Consider the following 16,061-nt stretch of genomic DNA (forward strand, 5'->3'; position numbering starts at 1 on the left):
ACATTACATCCTCTTCTATATATAGTTATTAGGATAGGACTATTTTGGGCTAGATACCTTTATATAATCTATTACAAACTCTTCAGGAAAAACAGAATCGTCCACTTCTGGACCACCAAAATTTCCGCCAATAGCTAAGTTTAAAATTAGATAAAAAGGTTTATCAAAAGGCCATGTTTGATTATTTTTAATTTCAGGAGAAAACGTATACACTAAAACATCATCTACATAAAATGTAATAGCATCTTTTGTCCATTTAGTTTTATAGTTATGAAAACCTTCTTCAATATTTTCTATTTTAGAAATTTTGGTATTTATAGACTGACCATGACTGTCTGGCGTGTGTAATGTAGTATGAATTTGATTAGGCATTTTACCTACGTATTCTAAAATATCAATCTCACCACAAGCAGGCCAAGTATTGGTGTCAATATCACTACCCAACATCCAAAATGCTGGCCACAAACCTTTACCTAAAGCTAATTTTGCTCTAACCTCTACTGTACCATATTGGAATTGGATTTTATCTTTAGTCGTAATTTTACCAGAATAATATCCAGTAGAATCTTTAGTTGCGGTTATAAAAAGCTTACCATCCTTTACTTGTACGTTTTGTTTGGTATAAATTTGTCTTTCGTTATTTCCCCATCCACATAAATTAGGACATCCATCTCCAAGATCATAATTCCAATGGTCCAAATTTAATTGTTCGCCTTCAAATTGCTCTGTAAAGCTAAAACCTTCGGTTGTATCAATCTCTTTTTTAGCCTCTTTACATGACCAAAATAGAAGTACAATTAATAAAAATTTTAAATACTTCATTATAACTTAAATTTAGAGGTTAAATCCGCATAAGAATCACCACCAACAAAGACTTCAAAATCACCTTCTTCTACTAAATATTGTCCTTGATTATCAAAAAAACCAAGCTCTGCTTCAGTTAATGTTAACTGTACAGTTTTAGTTTCATTTGGTTTTAATTCTAATAATTCAAAGCCTTTAAGCTCTCTGACAGGACGTGTAATACTTGCAAAATTATCTTTAACGTATAATTGAACAACTTCTTTACCTTTAACATCACCAGTATTGGTTACATCAACACTGATAGTTACTTTTTTATCTTTACCATAAGTATTAGATACTTTTAAGTTAGCATAGTCAAAGGTTGTGTAACTTAATCCATAACCAAACGGATATAATGGTGTGTTGGCTACATCTTGGTAATGAGACCAGAACACAATATCTTTTGCTGGTAAGGTTGGACGACCTGTGTTTTTATAATTGTAATAAATTGGTACTTGACCTACATGTCTTGGAAATGTCATTGGTAATTTACCACTAGGGTTATAATCACCATACAACACTTGGGCTATAGCATTACCGCTTTGGGTACCTAATTGCCAAGCCTCAACAATTGCAGGAATGTTTTTATCTGCCCAATTAATAGCTAAAGGTCTTCCATTATTTAAAACTAGTACAATGTTTTTATTGACTTTATAAATAGCTTCTAAAAGCTCTTGCTGAACACCTGGTAAACCTAAATCTGTTCTACTTCTACCTTCTCCACTTTGAAAACCATGTTCTCCTAAAACCATCACAACAACATCAGCTTGTTTTGCTGTTTGAATAGCTTTATCAAATCCCGAAGTATCTGTAGTATTAATTTTTACTTCAAACGCAAACTCATTTTTACCAATAGAAACATCTGCTCCTTTTGCATAAGAAACAGTATTACCTGTATATTTATTTAAACCTTCTAAAACAGACACAGCAGTTTCGTCTTTTGCAGCTATACGCCAGCTACCCAAAGGACTGGTCTTATCTGCAGCCAAGTCACCAATTAAAGCAATTTTTTGTCCTTCCTTTTTTAGTGGTAAAAGTTTATTTTCATTTTTTAGTAATACTATAGACTTTTTGGCCATATCTAAAACCGCATCATGAATAGTCTGACTCCCTATAACTTCCTTTTCTCTACTTTCATCCAAATATTTATAAGGATCTTCAAAAAGACCTAATTCAAATTTTACGCGTAAAATACGACGTGCAGCATCATCAATAAGTTTAGGATCTACTTTGCCTTCATTTACTAAATTAGCTAATTCTTCAACATATAAATAAGATTCCATATCCATATCAGAACCAGCATTAACAGCAAGTTCTGCTGCATGCTTACCATCTTTAGCGTAACCATGAGCAATCATTTCTGTTATTGATCCCCAATCTGAAACAACAAAACCATCAAATTCCCATTGTTTTTTTAAAATATCACGTTGTAAATATTTATCTCCAGTTGCAGGAATCCCGTTAAGTTCGTTAAACGAGTTCATAAACGTCCTTACACCAGCGTCTTTAGCAGCTTTAAAAGGCGGGAAAATTATATTGTTTAAAGTTGAAGTACCTACATCTGCAGTATTGTAATCACGACCAGCTTCTGCAAAACCATAAGCCGCAAAATGTTTTGCACAAGCAGCTATTGAATAATGTGTTGACAAATCATCACTTTGAAACCCTTTAACTCTGGCAACTGCAATTTTTGACCCTAGATAAGTATCCTCTCCTGCACCTTCCATTACACGTCCCCAACGCGCGTCTCTTGAAACATCAACCATTGGTGCAAATGTCCAGTTTATTCCAGCTGCAGAGGCTTCTTTAGCAGCTACTTCTGCTGATTTTTTGATAGCTTCTAAGTCCCAACTTGCAGACTCAGCTAATGGTATTGGACTTAAGGTTTCATAACCATGAATAACATCAAAGCCAATAATTAAAGGAATACCTAAACGCGTTTCTTCAACTGCTATTTTTTGAACTGCTTTAACATCTTTAACTCCTCTAACATTAAGCATTGATCCTACATAACCTTTACGTAAATGCTCATATTTTTTGGCTTGATCACCATTTTCAGGAACTGGTCCAGTAACGTCCCAAAATCCGTTATACTGATTCATTTGACCTATTTTTTCTTCAAGGGTCATTTTAGACAGTAATTCTGAAACTTTATCTTCAATATCTGAAGCCTGTTGTGATGTATTAGCGTCTTTTATAGCTAAGTCTTTCCCATTGTTTTCTTTACAAGAAAAAATGAGAAGACCTGCTATGACTAAAATAATATATTTATTAAATTTCATAATTATTGATAAAGTCTTATATAATCAATTTCCATTGAATCTTCTGTAAATGCAGGATCAATATCTCCTCCTAGGCTTCCTCCCATTGCTACATTTAAAATGAAAAAGAAATTATCGTTAAAAGGTAATGCGTCTGAGTTAATGACTGTATGAAACACCTCATTATCAACTGCTATTTTTATTACATCTGGTGTCCATTCTACAGTATAATTATGGAATTCTGATGTAGATGTTGGCACTGTAGTAGATCCACCATTTGCATTACCACCTGACATACCTGGATAATGTAAAGTACCTAAAGTTGTGTTTTTATCTTGACCTGTTTGTTCCATAATATCAATCTCTCCAGAATTTGGCCATCCAACAGTTTCAAAATTAGATCCTAACATCCATATTGCAGGCCAAGTCCCTTGTGCTACTGGTAATTTAGCTCTAACCTCTACTCTACCATAGGTGAACTGAAATAAATTTTGAGATTTAATTCTAGTTGAAGTATAAGAACCATTTTCAGCTTTAGCTGTAATTTTTAAATTACCACCTTCTACAATAACATTCTCTGAGCTGTTAGTATAAGTTTGTAACTCATTGTTTCCCCAACCATTATCTCCTGTTCCTAAATCATAGGTCCAATTTGCTGAATTTGGGGCTCCATCTACATCAAACTCATCTGACCAAGCTAAAGTATTATATATAGTTTGAAGTTCGTTTGAAGCACCTTCTTCTTCTGAAGTTATTATAAACCACCAATCAAATTCGCTATTTCCGTCAGTAGTTCTTATAGTTAACTCATTAGGAATGTCACGCGCAAAAATTTCATATCTATGATTACCACCTGTATAATATCCAATAAAACCTAAATTAGATATATTAATGGTTTCAACTCCTCCTGGAGCTGTGATTACCCATGTTTCAGAATAATCTTGGTAAGGATAATTTTCAATGTCTGCTCCATTTGGTGTTTCACTGTGTGGACCTAACTCATTAACTAATGGATCACGTCCAAAAATAGTTCCTGAAGTATCAGTAGCAGGATCATCGTTGGTACTATTAACAATGTGGGTAAATGTACCATCTTCGTTAAAAATAAAACGATCGTCATACATTCCAGTTGCCGATTTTTCTCCTGGAGCTGCTCCATACCATTCTGCTGCTACGGTTCCGCCAACAGGACCTAAACCAAAGTGTCCATTTTTTTCGGATTTAATCCTCCAAGTTTTAGAACCATCACCAACTAAAGCATCTAATAAATCTGCAGGAGGAGAATAAGTAGCTAAAACTTCTACTTCAATCGTACTTGTTGTAGATACACCAGCTGTACCATAAGCGACTACAGCTACAGTGTATGTGTTAACTCCTAAATCTGAAAATGTAAATGAAGTTGAACCTGAAGGTGCATTTAATTGACTTGTTCCAAAATTATACTTATAACTTAAAGCATTGTCTGCTGTTGCATTAAAATGTACCAGTCCACTACCATCTCCATTAGGGTTAGAGGCATCTTGACCAACAATTGTTGCCGTAACAACAAGGTTACTTGGCGCTACTATCTCTCCAAATGTTTGATCTTCTTCTTGACAAGCAAAAATAACCGTCAACATTAAGACTAGTAGACTAAAATTATATGTTATTCTTTTTTTCATTGTAACTCTATTTTAGTTTGTTAGCATTATATCATCAAAGTAATATGCATCATCATTACCATTAGCTCCAAAATTTGGAAAAATAACAATAGTATCATACGACTCTGAAGCACTAAATCCAACTCCTGTTGTTAAATCGAAAGTAAGCTCTTCCCAACCATTTGTTACAGTTGATACAGCGTCTACTTCGACTACAATAGTTGGATTTCCATTTGCATCTGGAGTTGAAGATGAGTCTTCTAATTTAAATCTGAAAGTTGCACCTGCTGTTGAAGACCAAACTTTCATTTTAACAGTTGTTCCGTTTGAGAAATCCACTGCTCCATCTAAATCCATTGATGCACCTGCCCAAACTTGCGCTCCAGCAGTTTTAATTAATTCTAAAACATTTGCACTAGTATTTATTCCTGAAGCATCTGGATTAGTAATGACAGCAGCTGGAATTGGTCCAAATCCTGCGTCACCAAATCCAGTCCAAGTGTAAGTTAAATTTGAGTTTTCAAAATTAACTGGTATTTGATTATTGTTTGTTGTATTAGTTAACTGGATATCATCAAAGTAAAAGATTTCTCCATTTCCTCCAGTATTAAAGTTTGGAAAAATCACAACCCTGTCATAAGACGCAGTTGTAGTAAATCCTGCCCATGTTGTCAAATCAAAAGCTAAAACCTCCCAAGCATTTGTTACAGTTGAAACTGCATCTACCTCTACAACAACTGTTGGATTACCGTTAGCATCTGGAGTAGAGTTTGAATCTTCCATTTTAAATCTAATGGTAGATCCAGCTACTGGAGACCAAACTTTCATGTACATAGTTGTACCGTTAGTAAAGTCTACTGCTCCGTCTAAATCCATTGATGCACCTGCCCAAACTTGCGCTCCAGCAGTTTTTTCAATTTGTACAACATTTGCACTTGTATTAATACCTGAAGCATCAGGATTTGAAACTACTGATGCAGGAATTGGTCCAAAACTAGCATCACCAAAACCTGTCCATTCATAAACTAAACTAGAAGATTCAAAATCCACAGGCAAACTTGGTAATGTAGAAACCTCCAGTTCTTTATAGAAATAAATATTATCTAAAAATAAAGTTCCTGAACCTACAAATTTAAACTGATGTAAATCATTTATACTTAAACCTTGGTCTGTAAAATCTGACAACGGAATATCAAAACTATTCCACTGGTTTGATTCTAATAATTTAGTAACCTGTTGCTCACCTGAAGCAACACTTATAGGATAAATTTCTACTTGGGTTGCATCAGGAGTCCATATGTCAATGTGTAACATTTCCATTGCAGACGCGTCTACTTCTTCTCCGTATTGAATACCTTGATAATTTAAATTACCATATTTAATAGCTAAATCACCAGCGACATCAACCTCTTCAAATGTTGTTTGTTGTCCCCAATTTGGATAAAAATCTGTTCCTGCAATGTTTGCATAAGCACCTGAATAAATTGAAATAACATCTTCAGGTTGTCTAGCAGGAGCAGTTGGTGCTGCTACTAAAGGTGCTAAAATTTCTGTGACTTCAAAATCCTCTGTATATGATATGGTTTCAATTGCACCACTACTTGCTGTGACTGTTATGGTGTAAACACCTGCAGCATCGTATACAAAAGAGGTTGTTTCACCAATGGTATTAGTAATAACTGTACCTGCAACATCCCCAAAATCTACATCATAAGATATTGCGAAATCTGCAGTAGCTATTACATTAACTTGTCTAGATACTCCTAAATCATTCTCGATTGTTACTAATAGGTTTTCAGGAGCTTGAAAAGACACCACAATTGTTTGAGCTACTGTAGTTGTTTTTCCGTTAATACCAGAAGCAGCAATAACTATTTCATAGGTACCTTCTGCATAGGTATGTTGTGTACTTTCTCCAGGATTTAATTCGCCTGAATCTGTACCAGAACCATCACCATAATTAACTCTGAATTTAGCTACATTTTCTCCTGTAGGTGTAATTGTAACTACTCCTGAATTATCTTGAGTAATTGTTACTACTGCTGCTACATTTGTTGGTGCTGGTAGAGCACTAACATCTGGTAAGTCATCATCTTTTTCACAACCAATAAAGGCTGAAATAATCATGAATAAACTAAGAATGTATTTGAAATTTTTCATATTCTATTGAGTTTTTAATTTATATACTTTTTAATAACCAGGGTTTTGTGCCCAGCGATTACCTGTTAATTCTATTTCGATTTGAGGAATAGGAAATATTTCATTTTTTCCTGTTACAAAACCATCTATTTCTGAAGCAGCACGACCTGTTCTTACTAAATCAAAAAAGTGATGTCCTTCTCCTACTAACTCTACACGACGCTCATGATAAATAGCTTGAGTTAATGTACTTCCTGTTGAAGTTATATTATGATCCATATCTCCAAAAGCACGTTGCCTAACTAAATTAAGATAATTTTGAGCTCTATCGTCTGCAATAGATCCTCTGTTTAAAGCTTCAGCAGCCATTAATAAAACATCTGCATAACGAATAGCTCTATAGTTATTAGGATTAGTCAAGTTTTGGTCTCCAATATTTGAATCTCCTTGACGCGCAATATATTTTCTATTATAATATCCTGTGTGCTCATATCCTGTACCATATGTAGCTCCTGTTGATGCTGACCAAGCTTCTATATCTAATATTGCTGTATCAATTCTTGGATCATCACTTTCAAACTGATCTACGACCTCTTGAGTTGGAACGTTAAAACTAAAACCAGAATCAAACTCTGGACCATTATAGTTTCGAATACCATTAAAACCTACAGCGACATTACCTTCACTACATTGTAAACAAGCAAAACCTGCACCTTCTAAATCTGAATATTGCACTTCAAAAACAGATTCGATATTATTTTCATTATCATTTTCAAAAATGGTTGAATAATCTGCTACTAAATCATAAGGACCTGAAGTAATTAGGTCTTCTAATACTAAAGCTGCATCACCAAATTTTTCTTGATATAAATAGACTTTACCCAATAGTGCTTGTGCTGCACCTTTGGTTATACGTCCTATTTGAGATTGCATATAAGGTAAATTATCTGAAGCATACATTAAATCTAACTCGATTTGAGCGTAAACATTTTCTTTTGGTGTTCTGTCAACTTCAAATTGATCTCCAAATAAGAAACGTTGATCTACAATTAATGGCACATCACCAAACCATTTTACTAATTCAAAATAATAATATGCTCTTAAAAATCTAGCTTGAGCTAATACGTTTTCTTTACCTGGAAAATCAGTTTTATTTTGAAATTCTAAAATGTAATTTGCACGATTAACACCTGCAAACATCCAACCCCAAATAGACCTTAGTTGTTCGTTATTGGGAGTATGAATCATATCATCAATTTGTTGAAAACCTGGCACATCAGTTGCGCTTTCCCCTCCTGCCAAAGTATTATCTGAAGCAATTTCTCCTAACATAACATTTAAATAAGTGGACTGTAATAAGTCATAAGCACCTATTAAGGCATCTTGATAATCTTGTTCTGAATTAAAATAATTTTCTGAACTTTCATTTTGTGATTCGACATCAACAAAATCGTCACTACAAGACACAGTCATCATAACTGTAGCTATAAATAGTATTGTATATTTTATATTTTTCATGTCTTAAAATTTTACGTTTGTTCCGATTAAAAATGTTCTTGGATTTGGATAAAACCCATAATCTATACCTCCTCCAATTGGTGCTCCATTTGAAGTCGTTGGATCAAAACCTCTATATTTAGTCAGTGTAAAAACATTACTAACAGACACATATAATCTGATGTTATCTAACCCTATACTATCCATTTTATTTTTATCAAAGGTATAGCCCAATTGCATGTTTTGAGCTCTTAAAAATGATCCATCTTCTACAAAGTAATCAGAAAAAACACTATTAGAAGTTGCACTATTTGTTACTCTAGGATCACTATTAGTACTTCCTGGACCTGTCCATCTGTCTAATACATATGATGTTAAATTTGTTTTGGAACTATTACGGTCATAATTCCTTACTATATCATTACCTATTGATGCAAAGAAATAAGATTGAAAATCAAAGTTTTTATAATCAAATGTAATATTTAATCCCATAGTTACATCTGGAATTGGATCTCCAATAAATGTTCTATCACTATCGTCTATAACACCATCTTGATTAACATCTACAAAACGTAAATCTCCAGCTTCAGCATTTGCACCCAAAGCTAATTGGGACGGATGTGCATCAACCTCTTCTTGTGATTGAAATACTCCATCAGTCTGTAATCCATAAAATACACCTATTGGTTGCCCTTCTTGCATTCTTGAAGGCGGTAGTTGTCCAATACCGAAACTTCCACCAGTTACATAACCTATACTATTATCTACTTGTAGAACTTCATTTTTAAGAGTTGCAAAATTATAACTAATATTAAATTTAAAATCATCGGATAATTGCTCTTTATAACTAATCTGAAATTCTAATCCGCTGTTTTGAACTGTTCCTGCATTTACAATTGGATTACCTGAACCTGGAGCTGCAACACCTAAAATAGCAGAACTTTCTACTTGAAGTAATAGGTTTTCGGTTTTGCGATTAAAATAATCTGCAGAAATATCAATTTTGTTATTAAATAGTCTAGTTTCAAATCCAATATCAAATGCTTTTTGTTCTTCCCATTTAACTTCTGGGTTTGAAATACGACCTATAGCATTACCCAAAGCTAATTGATCTTCAAAAACATAGACTCCTTCTCCATCTAACAGAGATTCAAATGCAAATGCTGGGATCCTGTCATTACCCAAAATTCCATAAGAGCTTCTAAGTTTTAAAAAGTTGATTGTATTATTTTTTGATAAAAAATCTTCATCTGAAACAACCCAGCCAACAGATCCAGAAGGGAAAACACCAAACTTATTTTCAGGCCCAAATGCAGTAGAACCATCACGTCTTACTACTGCTGAAAACAAATACTTCCCTTTATAATTGTATTGTAATCTACCAAAATAAGATAATAATCTAGAGTCGTAAAAACGGTTACTAATTTGTGAATAAGGGTCCGTAATTGTGGTTGCATCATTAATATCTGCATCACTAAAAGCAGTATTAATTGGCATACCGTCTCCAATTGCTAAATAATAATCTCCTGTTGTTTTAAAAACTGAGGTACCTAAAGTTGCTTTTATATTATGTGTATCATCATTAAGGGACGTTTCATAATTAATAAAAGCATCAAAAGTATAATCTCTAAAAAAAGATATCCCTTCAGTAAATTGAAGATTACTAGTATTGTCAAATACAGAACCATTACCATACTCTACTAGAGGATTAAGTCCTCTTGTTCTAACTTCAGAATAGTTCCATTGATAATTTGTTTCAGCTGAAAAACCATTCAAAAATTTATAATTTAAGCCAAATACACCACTAATCTTATCTACTTTAGTCCTATTATAAGTATTTTCTATTTGTTTTAATGGATTAACAACTTCTATTGGATAACCCTCTGACGAAGTATATTCTCCATTTTCGTCTCTTGGAGTGTCAGTCGGAGCAAAGTTGACAGCATTAAATAAAACCGAACCTAAACCACCTTCTGACAATGCTTTTCTAATTGTACCTGTATAAATTAAGTTAGCTTTAAAGTTTAAATCTTCAATAATTTCTAAACCGTAATTAGCACGAGTCGTATATCTTGTAAAATTAGCTTTACTTCCTCCAATTATTCCGTCTTGAGTTAATAATGACGCTCCAAATGAATAAGTAGATTTTTCAGTACCACCACTAGCAGTTAATGCATTACTAAAAATTGGTGCTGTTTGAAAAATTTCATCTTGCCAATCTGTACCTCTATTTAAACCATAAACATCTGAAAATATTAAGTCGTCACCACTTGCTGTTGCAGCTTCATTTTTAATTAAAGCATATTCTGTCGCGTTTAATAAAGGTATTTTTCTAGTTGTCTGCTGAAACCCTACGTAAGAATCATAACTAAATGTCATTGACTTATTTTTACGACCAGTTTTAGTAGTAATTAAAATAACACCATTTGCTGCTCTTACACCATAAATACCAGCTGTAGCATCTTTTAAAACAGTATAACTTTCAATATCATTTGGATTAATTACACTTAAGTCTTCAATGACGTTTCCATCAACTAAAATTAAAGGTTTATTATCTCCATTAGTAGAAATACCTCTAATTCTAATATCTGAAGCACTTCCTGGAGCACCAGATTGAGCTGTTATATTAACACCTGCTACTTGACCTTGTAAAGCTTGCTCTATACGTGTAGGTTTTAAAGCTTCAATAGTTTCACTTGAAACAGTAGCTACAGCTCCTGTTACTTCTTTACGTTTTTGAGTACCATAACCAATTACGACAACTTCTTCTAAAGCTTCAATGTCTTCAGTTAATTGTACATTTAATGTGTTACCATTAGTAATTACAACTTCTTTTGTTTTGTATCCTACATAAGAGAATACTAAAGTTGCATTTTTTTGAACATTATTAATACTATAGTTTCCGTCAAAATCTGAGGTCACACCATTGGAGGTGTTTTTTACTATAATGTTAACGGTAGGAATGGGAAAACCATCCTGAAGACCAGTAACATTTCCGGATATTGTATACTCTTGAGCGGAAACAAATAGAGTAAATAATATTAGTAGAAATGAGAAAATAGTTTTTTTCATATGATAAAGTTTTTGTGCTTTTATCAAAATTATTGAGATATAATGATAATTTGACAAAATTAACCGCTACAAAAAACATACATGACAAAAAAAATCACAATAAAACTTGTTAATCTTATATCTATAAAGCGTTAACGTTTATTTAATGACACTATATTTACACTACTAAAACGTTGTAAATCAAGGTTTGTATAGGTTATGTATAGGTAAAATAAGCAAATGTATGGTGTTTAAATACTAAGAATATAGTCTGTTAGATTAACATTATGCTCTAAATTCATTTTTTTACGCAAACGATATCGCTTAACTTCTACACTTCTTGGAGAAATGTTAAGTAGTGGAGCAATCTCTTTAGAAGATAAGTTTAATCTAAGATATGCACACAATCTTAAATCGTTTGGAGTTAGTGTTGCATGTTTAGACTTTACCTTTTTTAGAAAATCTTTATCTGCGTTATTAAAAGCCTCCTCAAATAAATTCCAATCGTCTTTATTATTAATATTTTTATCAATAATTCTAATAACTGATTTTAAATTAGAATCGCTTACCTTCTCATTAAGCTCAGATTTAATAGTATTTAAAAATTCATTCTTTTTAATCAAACTCATTGTAGAAATTGCTAATTCTCGATTTTTATTTTCAATTTCTTGTCTAAGTTTTTCGTTATTTAAAGCCATTAACTGTTGTTTTGTCTCAAAATCTTTAAGTTCTAACTCACGGTTTGCTTTAATTACTAATTTTTGTTTTTGTTTTTTGTAATACTGTTTATAAAGGAAATTGATTAATATAACGATTAACACCCCAAATAACACATACACTACAATCATTAAATTTGATATATACCAAGGCTTTTGGATTGTAAATTTAAAAGAAGCTTGATTTGGCACTACTTGCTCTCCTACTCTGGCTCTAACTTTAAAATTATACTCTCCATAGGATAAGTTTTTATATAAGACATTTGACTGTGTGGTCCAATCGCTCCAAGAATCATATAAACCTTCTAATTTATGAGAATATTCTGCTTCTAAATACTTATCAAACTCAGCTATACTGTAGCCAATATCTAGGTTATTCTCTTTATTATTTAAAATAACGTCTTGGTTTAAGTCTATTAAGTTTTTAGTGTTCCCTAGAGGTGATTTATTAATAGCATTTATAGAAACATGGTAATCTTTTGCTAAAATTTGAGTAACATCAATTAGAATATAACCTTTTGAAGTTCCAAATAAAAAAGTGTCGGGTTTTACACTAAATATACTTTCATAACCAGAAATTCCCTCTCTTAAAGCACTAGGCAAAGGTATAAATGATACTTTAGGAACCTTACTTAATTTACCTGGACTAATATAGTTAATGCCTTTTTGAGTAATAATCCATAATGAATTAGTTGCTTGGTCTGTTATTAATTTACCTGATGAATATCCTTGGACATCATACAAACTAGTTAATAGCGGGTCTTTAATAAAATTAGTATCAGTTGCTGATTTTTTATAAATCCCCTGATCCGAAGCATAGTATAAAATCCCATTGTACTCTACTAACGAAGAGAACAAACCTTTTTCTAAATTTTTGACCTTTGAAACTTTTAAAACTTTTTGTAAGTCAGCATCAACTTCTAATTTAAAAACACCTTTATACTCATGACTAACAAAAATTTGATTAGTCTTTGGCATTACAAAAAATCTGGATGAATTATCAAAACCTTCAATTTTATTTCTTAATTGCCAAGTACCTTCTTTATTCTCTAAAACATTTAATCCATTATAATTACCCTGAAGTAATAAATTAGATTTGCCTTTAATTGTTTTTAAGTCCCAAGTTCCATCTATACTTGAAATTTTTTCAACTTGATCCTTTTTTACTAAAAAAGTACCCGAATTGTGGCCACAAAATAATTGGTTATTAATAATTTTTAAAACCCAAACTTGTCCTTTAGTGTTATCAACTGGAGAAAATTTAGTTTGATTTTCTTTTTTATAAAATAATCCTTGATTTGTACCTAGATATAAGATATCATCATAAACAATTGAAGCGTAAACTGCACCTAAAGCTCCTTCGTCATCATTAAATATCTTGAAAGGAGAATTGCTATTGATAAAATTAATACCATTATCTAAACCCAACCATAAATTATCATCCAAATCTTGAAATAATGATAATACGGTATTATTACCTAACCCATTGATCTGATTTATATGTTGTTTTATAACTCCATCAGAATTTACTTTAATTAAACCATTACTAATGGTACCCAATAGCAAACTATTATCCTTAGTTTTAATACTGCTATAGATTGAATACTTTAATAATTTTTGATTTAATTTTTGAGACCAAACTGAAATTACATTACTACTAACTTTATAAATTCCATTATTTTGGGTTACAACCATTAAGTTATTATCCAAAAGGTATAAACCAGAAATCACTTTTTGATTAAAAAAAGTACTACCACCAACAACAGTGGGCTCACCATTTTCTAACTTTAAAATCCCTTTTGCTCTATCCTGATAATAAATAGTATTATTAACTTTAAACATCTTAATAATACCAGCGTCTGAGGACAATATTTTAAATGTTTTAGTTTTTAAATTATAAACGTAAATCCTATTTAAAGACTGAAACAGCAACCAATTATCTAGATTGGTGATTTTCCAAAACTGCTCATCTTCTAATAACTTATCTTTTATTTTATCCGAAAGTGAAGTATAACTTAATGCGCCTTTAGGGGTTTTTGACCAAAAACCAAATTGCATATAACTACCTGTATAAATCTTATCTTTAAAAACCTTTACAGATCTTAATATAGTTTTATTAGACGAAGGATACAAGGTCCATTCTGCACCATTAAACTCTAAAAGTCCTTTTGAGTTTGCTACATAAATATGTTTATCATCACTTTGTGAAAGTGCCCAATTTTGATTTTCGGCTTTGTAATGTTTGGGAGAAAAATATTGTATAGGTGGTAAGTTTTGAGATAGCAAATTATCACAAAAAAAACATAAACCTATAAATATCAAGGTTTTAATTACTTTTCTAAAAGATAGAATTTTCAATTTAAGCATATAGCAATATACAACATTGTATGGTTAAATTATAAAGGGAAATTAAACTATACAAGCAATATTGCTATAAACCTAATTGACTAAAAATCAGTAAAATTGAAAATAATATTCTAAAGATATTTTTTCAATATTTTTTTTAACACAATAACATCTTCAGTTTTGTTACGAACTAGTCTGTTTTTATTATTCGTTTCAAATAAAGAATAATCAATTACAGATAAATTGATAGCTTTTTTTGCTAACATGTCTTTTCTCCTCTTATTATACTTTTCTATCTGAACACCTCTAGTCACACCACTTGCTGTTAATGCTTCAAGTTTTACTTGTTGTGCTTCTGTTTTATTTTTATTATCTGCAAATTCTATAACCAAATTTAAATCTTCATAAAATGCTGCTAAGGGTAGTAAAGTCCTTGTTTTCCCTTTTTTGTGTAAGTCTCCAAATAACCATGAAAAAGTATGCTTACGTGAGGCTTTTTGTTTTAAAATTTCATCACAAAGGTTTATAATATAAAACTCATCTGTGTTTTCTCTTATGGTTTTAGCTTTTTCTTTTTTAGACACAGTACTTATAGCTGTATTCTCAGGAAATTTAGCTCCTTCTTTTAGAAAATACCAGTAAATTGCTTTATCCGTTCGCTCTACATGTAGTAACGGTATTGTGTCTAAAGCATTTTTTTGATCTAAATCACGTAAAACTTTTCGAAGTGGTAATCCTTTTTTTTGATCCTTTGCAAATACTCCTACCTTAACTAATTCAGGCATAATTTGTTTTGCTGGTATCCAATCGATGTTTGAATTATTATCAAAATAGGCCTGTACTACTTTATTTATTTGTGCAATTTTATCTTCTGCTTTAAGACTTCTTTCCATATTTATAGTTTACTTTTTCTATTTGCATTAACTACAAATAAAACGCTGCAAGATAAGCCAATAATTATTAGCTTATTACTCTAGCACAAAAAAAGCCTGATTACTACTATTTAAGTAATCAGGCTTTTAAACTTATGATAATTTTAATATCTAATTATTTCTGCTGTAAAACTGAACATCTCTTTGTAGGTCTTTAACACTTTCAAAGCATTCTTCAAGTTTTAATTCATATTCATCAATTTTTTGCTCTGTTTCTCTAACCTTAATTAATCTATTTTGAGCTTTTTGAAGCTTCATAAATGTACTAACTATGTTTTCATAAAGATCATAATTTTGAGTAGAATCTTTTTTAGGAATCGAATTCTGAAGTTCTGATAATCTTTTTCCAATTTCTGCATTATCAAAAGAAACTGTAGCTCCAGGAGCTGTTAAAGAGTCTATTATTACCGAAACTTCTTCCATTTTGTTAGCAAAACTGGCCTGAAATTTAAGTTCTTCTTTAACCAAAGAGGCTTGTTCTTTTAAAACTTCATTTTCTTTATTAGAAATTTGAAAATTAAAATATACAGCACCAACTATTGTACCTACGGTTACTAAAAAAATTAAAAGGAATTTTAAAAAGCTATTTCTTCTTTCTTTACTATTTTTTGGTTTCATTATTTATATGGACATAAT

Annotated in this window: 9 protein-coding genes; all 9 read right to left on the reverse strand. The window is 31.7% G+C overall.

Features of this window, described 5'->3' with window-relative positions; all coding sequences use genetic code 11:
• Positions 1-39: 39 nt before the first annotated feature.
• Positions 40-822, reverse strand: coding sequence for a family 16 glycosylhydrolase (locus tag ITB9_RS04250; protein ID WP_054851279.1), 783 nt, complete (start codon positions 820-822; stop codon positions 40-42).
• A complete protein-coding gene (bglX, locus tag ITB9_RS04255; protein WP_054851280.1) occupies positions 822-3,125 on the reverse strand; it encodes a beta-glucosidase BglX in 2,304 nt (767 codons plus the stop codon). The genes ITB9_RS04250 and bglX overlap by 1 nt, the downstream gene beginning before the upstream one ends.
• A gap of 2 nt (positions 3,126-3,127) precedes the next feature.
• Positions 3,128-4,765 carry a family 16 glycosylhydrolase gene (locus tag ITB9_RS04260; protein ID WP_054851281.1) on the reverse strand — a complete coding sequence of 546 codons (1,638 nt, stop codon included), beginning with the start codon at positions 4,763-4,765 and terminating at the stop codon, positions 3,128-3,130.
• Positions 4,766-4,777: 12 nt separating this feature from the next.
• On the reverse strand, positions 4,778-6,904 hold the full coding sequence (locus ITB9_RS04265; RefSeq protein ID WP_187294251.1) for a hypothetical protein: 2,127 nt from the start codon (positions 6,902-6,904) through the stop codon (positions 4,778-4,780).
• Positions 6,905-6,934: 30 nt separating this feature from the next.
• Positions 6,935-8,401: a RagB/SusD family nutrient uptake outer membrane protein gene (locus tag ITB9_RS04270; RefSeq protein ID WP_054851282.1), complete on the reverse strand. Its 1,467-nt coding sequence runs from the start codon at positions 8,399-8,401 to the stop codon at positions 6,935-6,937.
• 3 nt (positions 8,402-8,404) lie between these two features.
• Positions 8,405-11,452, reverse strand: coding sequence for a TonB-dependent receptor (locus ITB9_RS04275; RefSeq protein WP_054851283.1), 3,048 nt, complete (start codon positions 11,450-11,452; stop codon positions 8,405-8,407).
• 230 nt (positions 11,453-11,682) lie between these two features.
• Positions 11,683-14,469 (reverse strand): triple tyrosine motif-containing protein, encoded by a 2,787-nt coding sequence (locus ITB9_RS04280; protein ID WP_261975551.1) that lies wholly within the window; start codon positions 14,467-14,469, stop codon positions 11,683-11,685.
• Positions 14,470-14,624: 155 nt separating this feature from the next.
• Complete coding sequence (locus ITB9_RS04285; protein ID WP_054851284.1) at positions 14,625-15,386, reverse strand: hypothetical protein; 762 nt, start codon at positions 15,384-15,386, stop codon at positions 14,625-14,627.
• Positions 15,387-15,536: 150 nt separating this feature from the next.
• Positions 15,537-16,043, reverse strand: a complete 507-nt coding sequence (gene tssO / locus ITB9_RS04290; protein ID WP_028291047.1) for a type VI secretion system TssO — start codon at positions 16,041-16,043, stop codon at positions 15,537-15,539.
• Positions 16,044-16,061: the final 18 nt, after the last annotated feature.

Origin of the sequence: Olleya sp. ITB9 (assembly GCF_001315805.1) — a bacterium.
In the GTDB taxonomy this organism is placed as follows: domain Bacteria; phylum Bacteroidota; class Bacteroidia; order Flavobacteriales; family Flavobacteriaceae; genus Olleya; species Olleya sediminilitoris.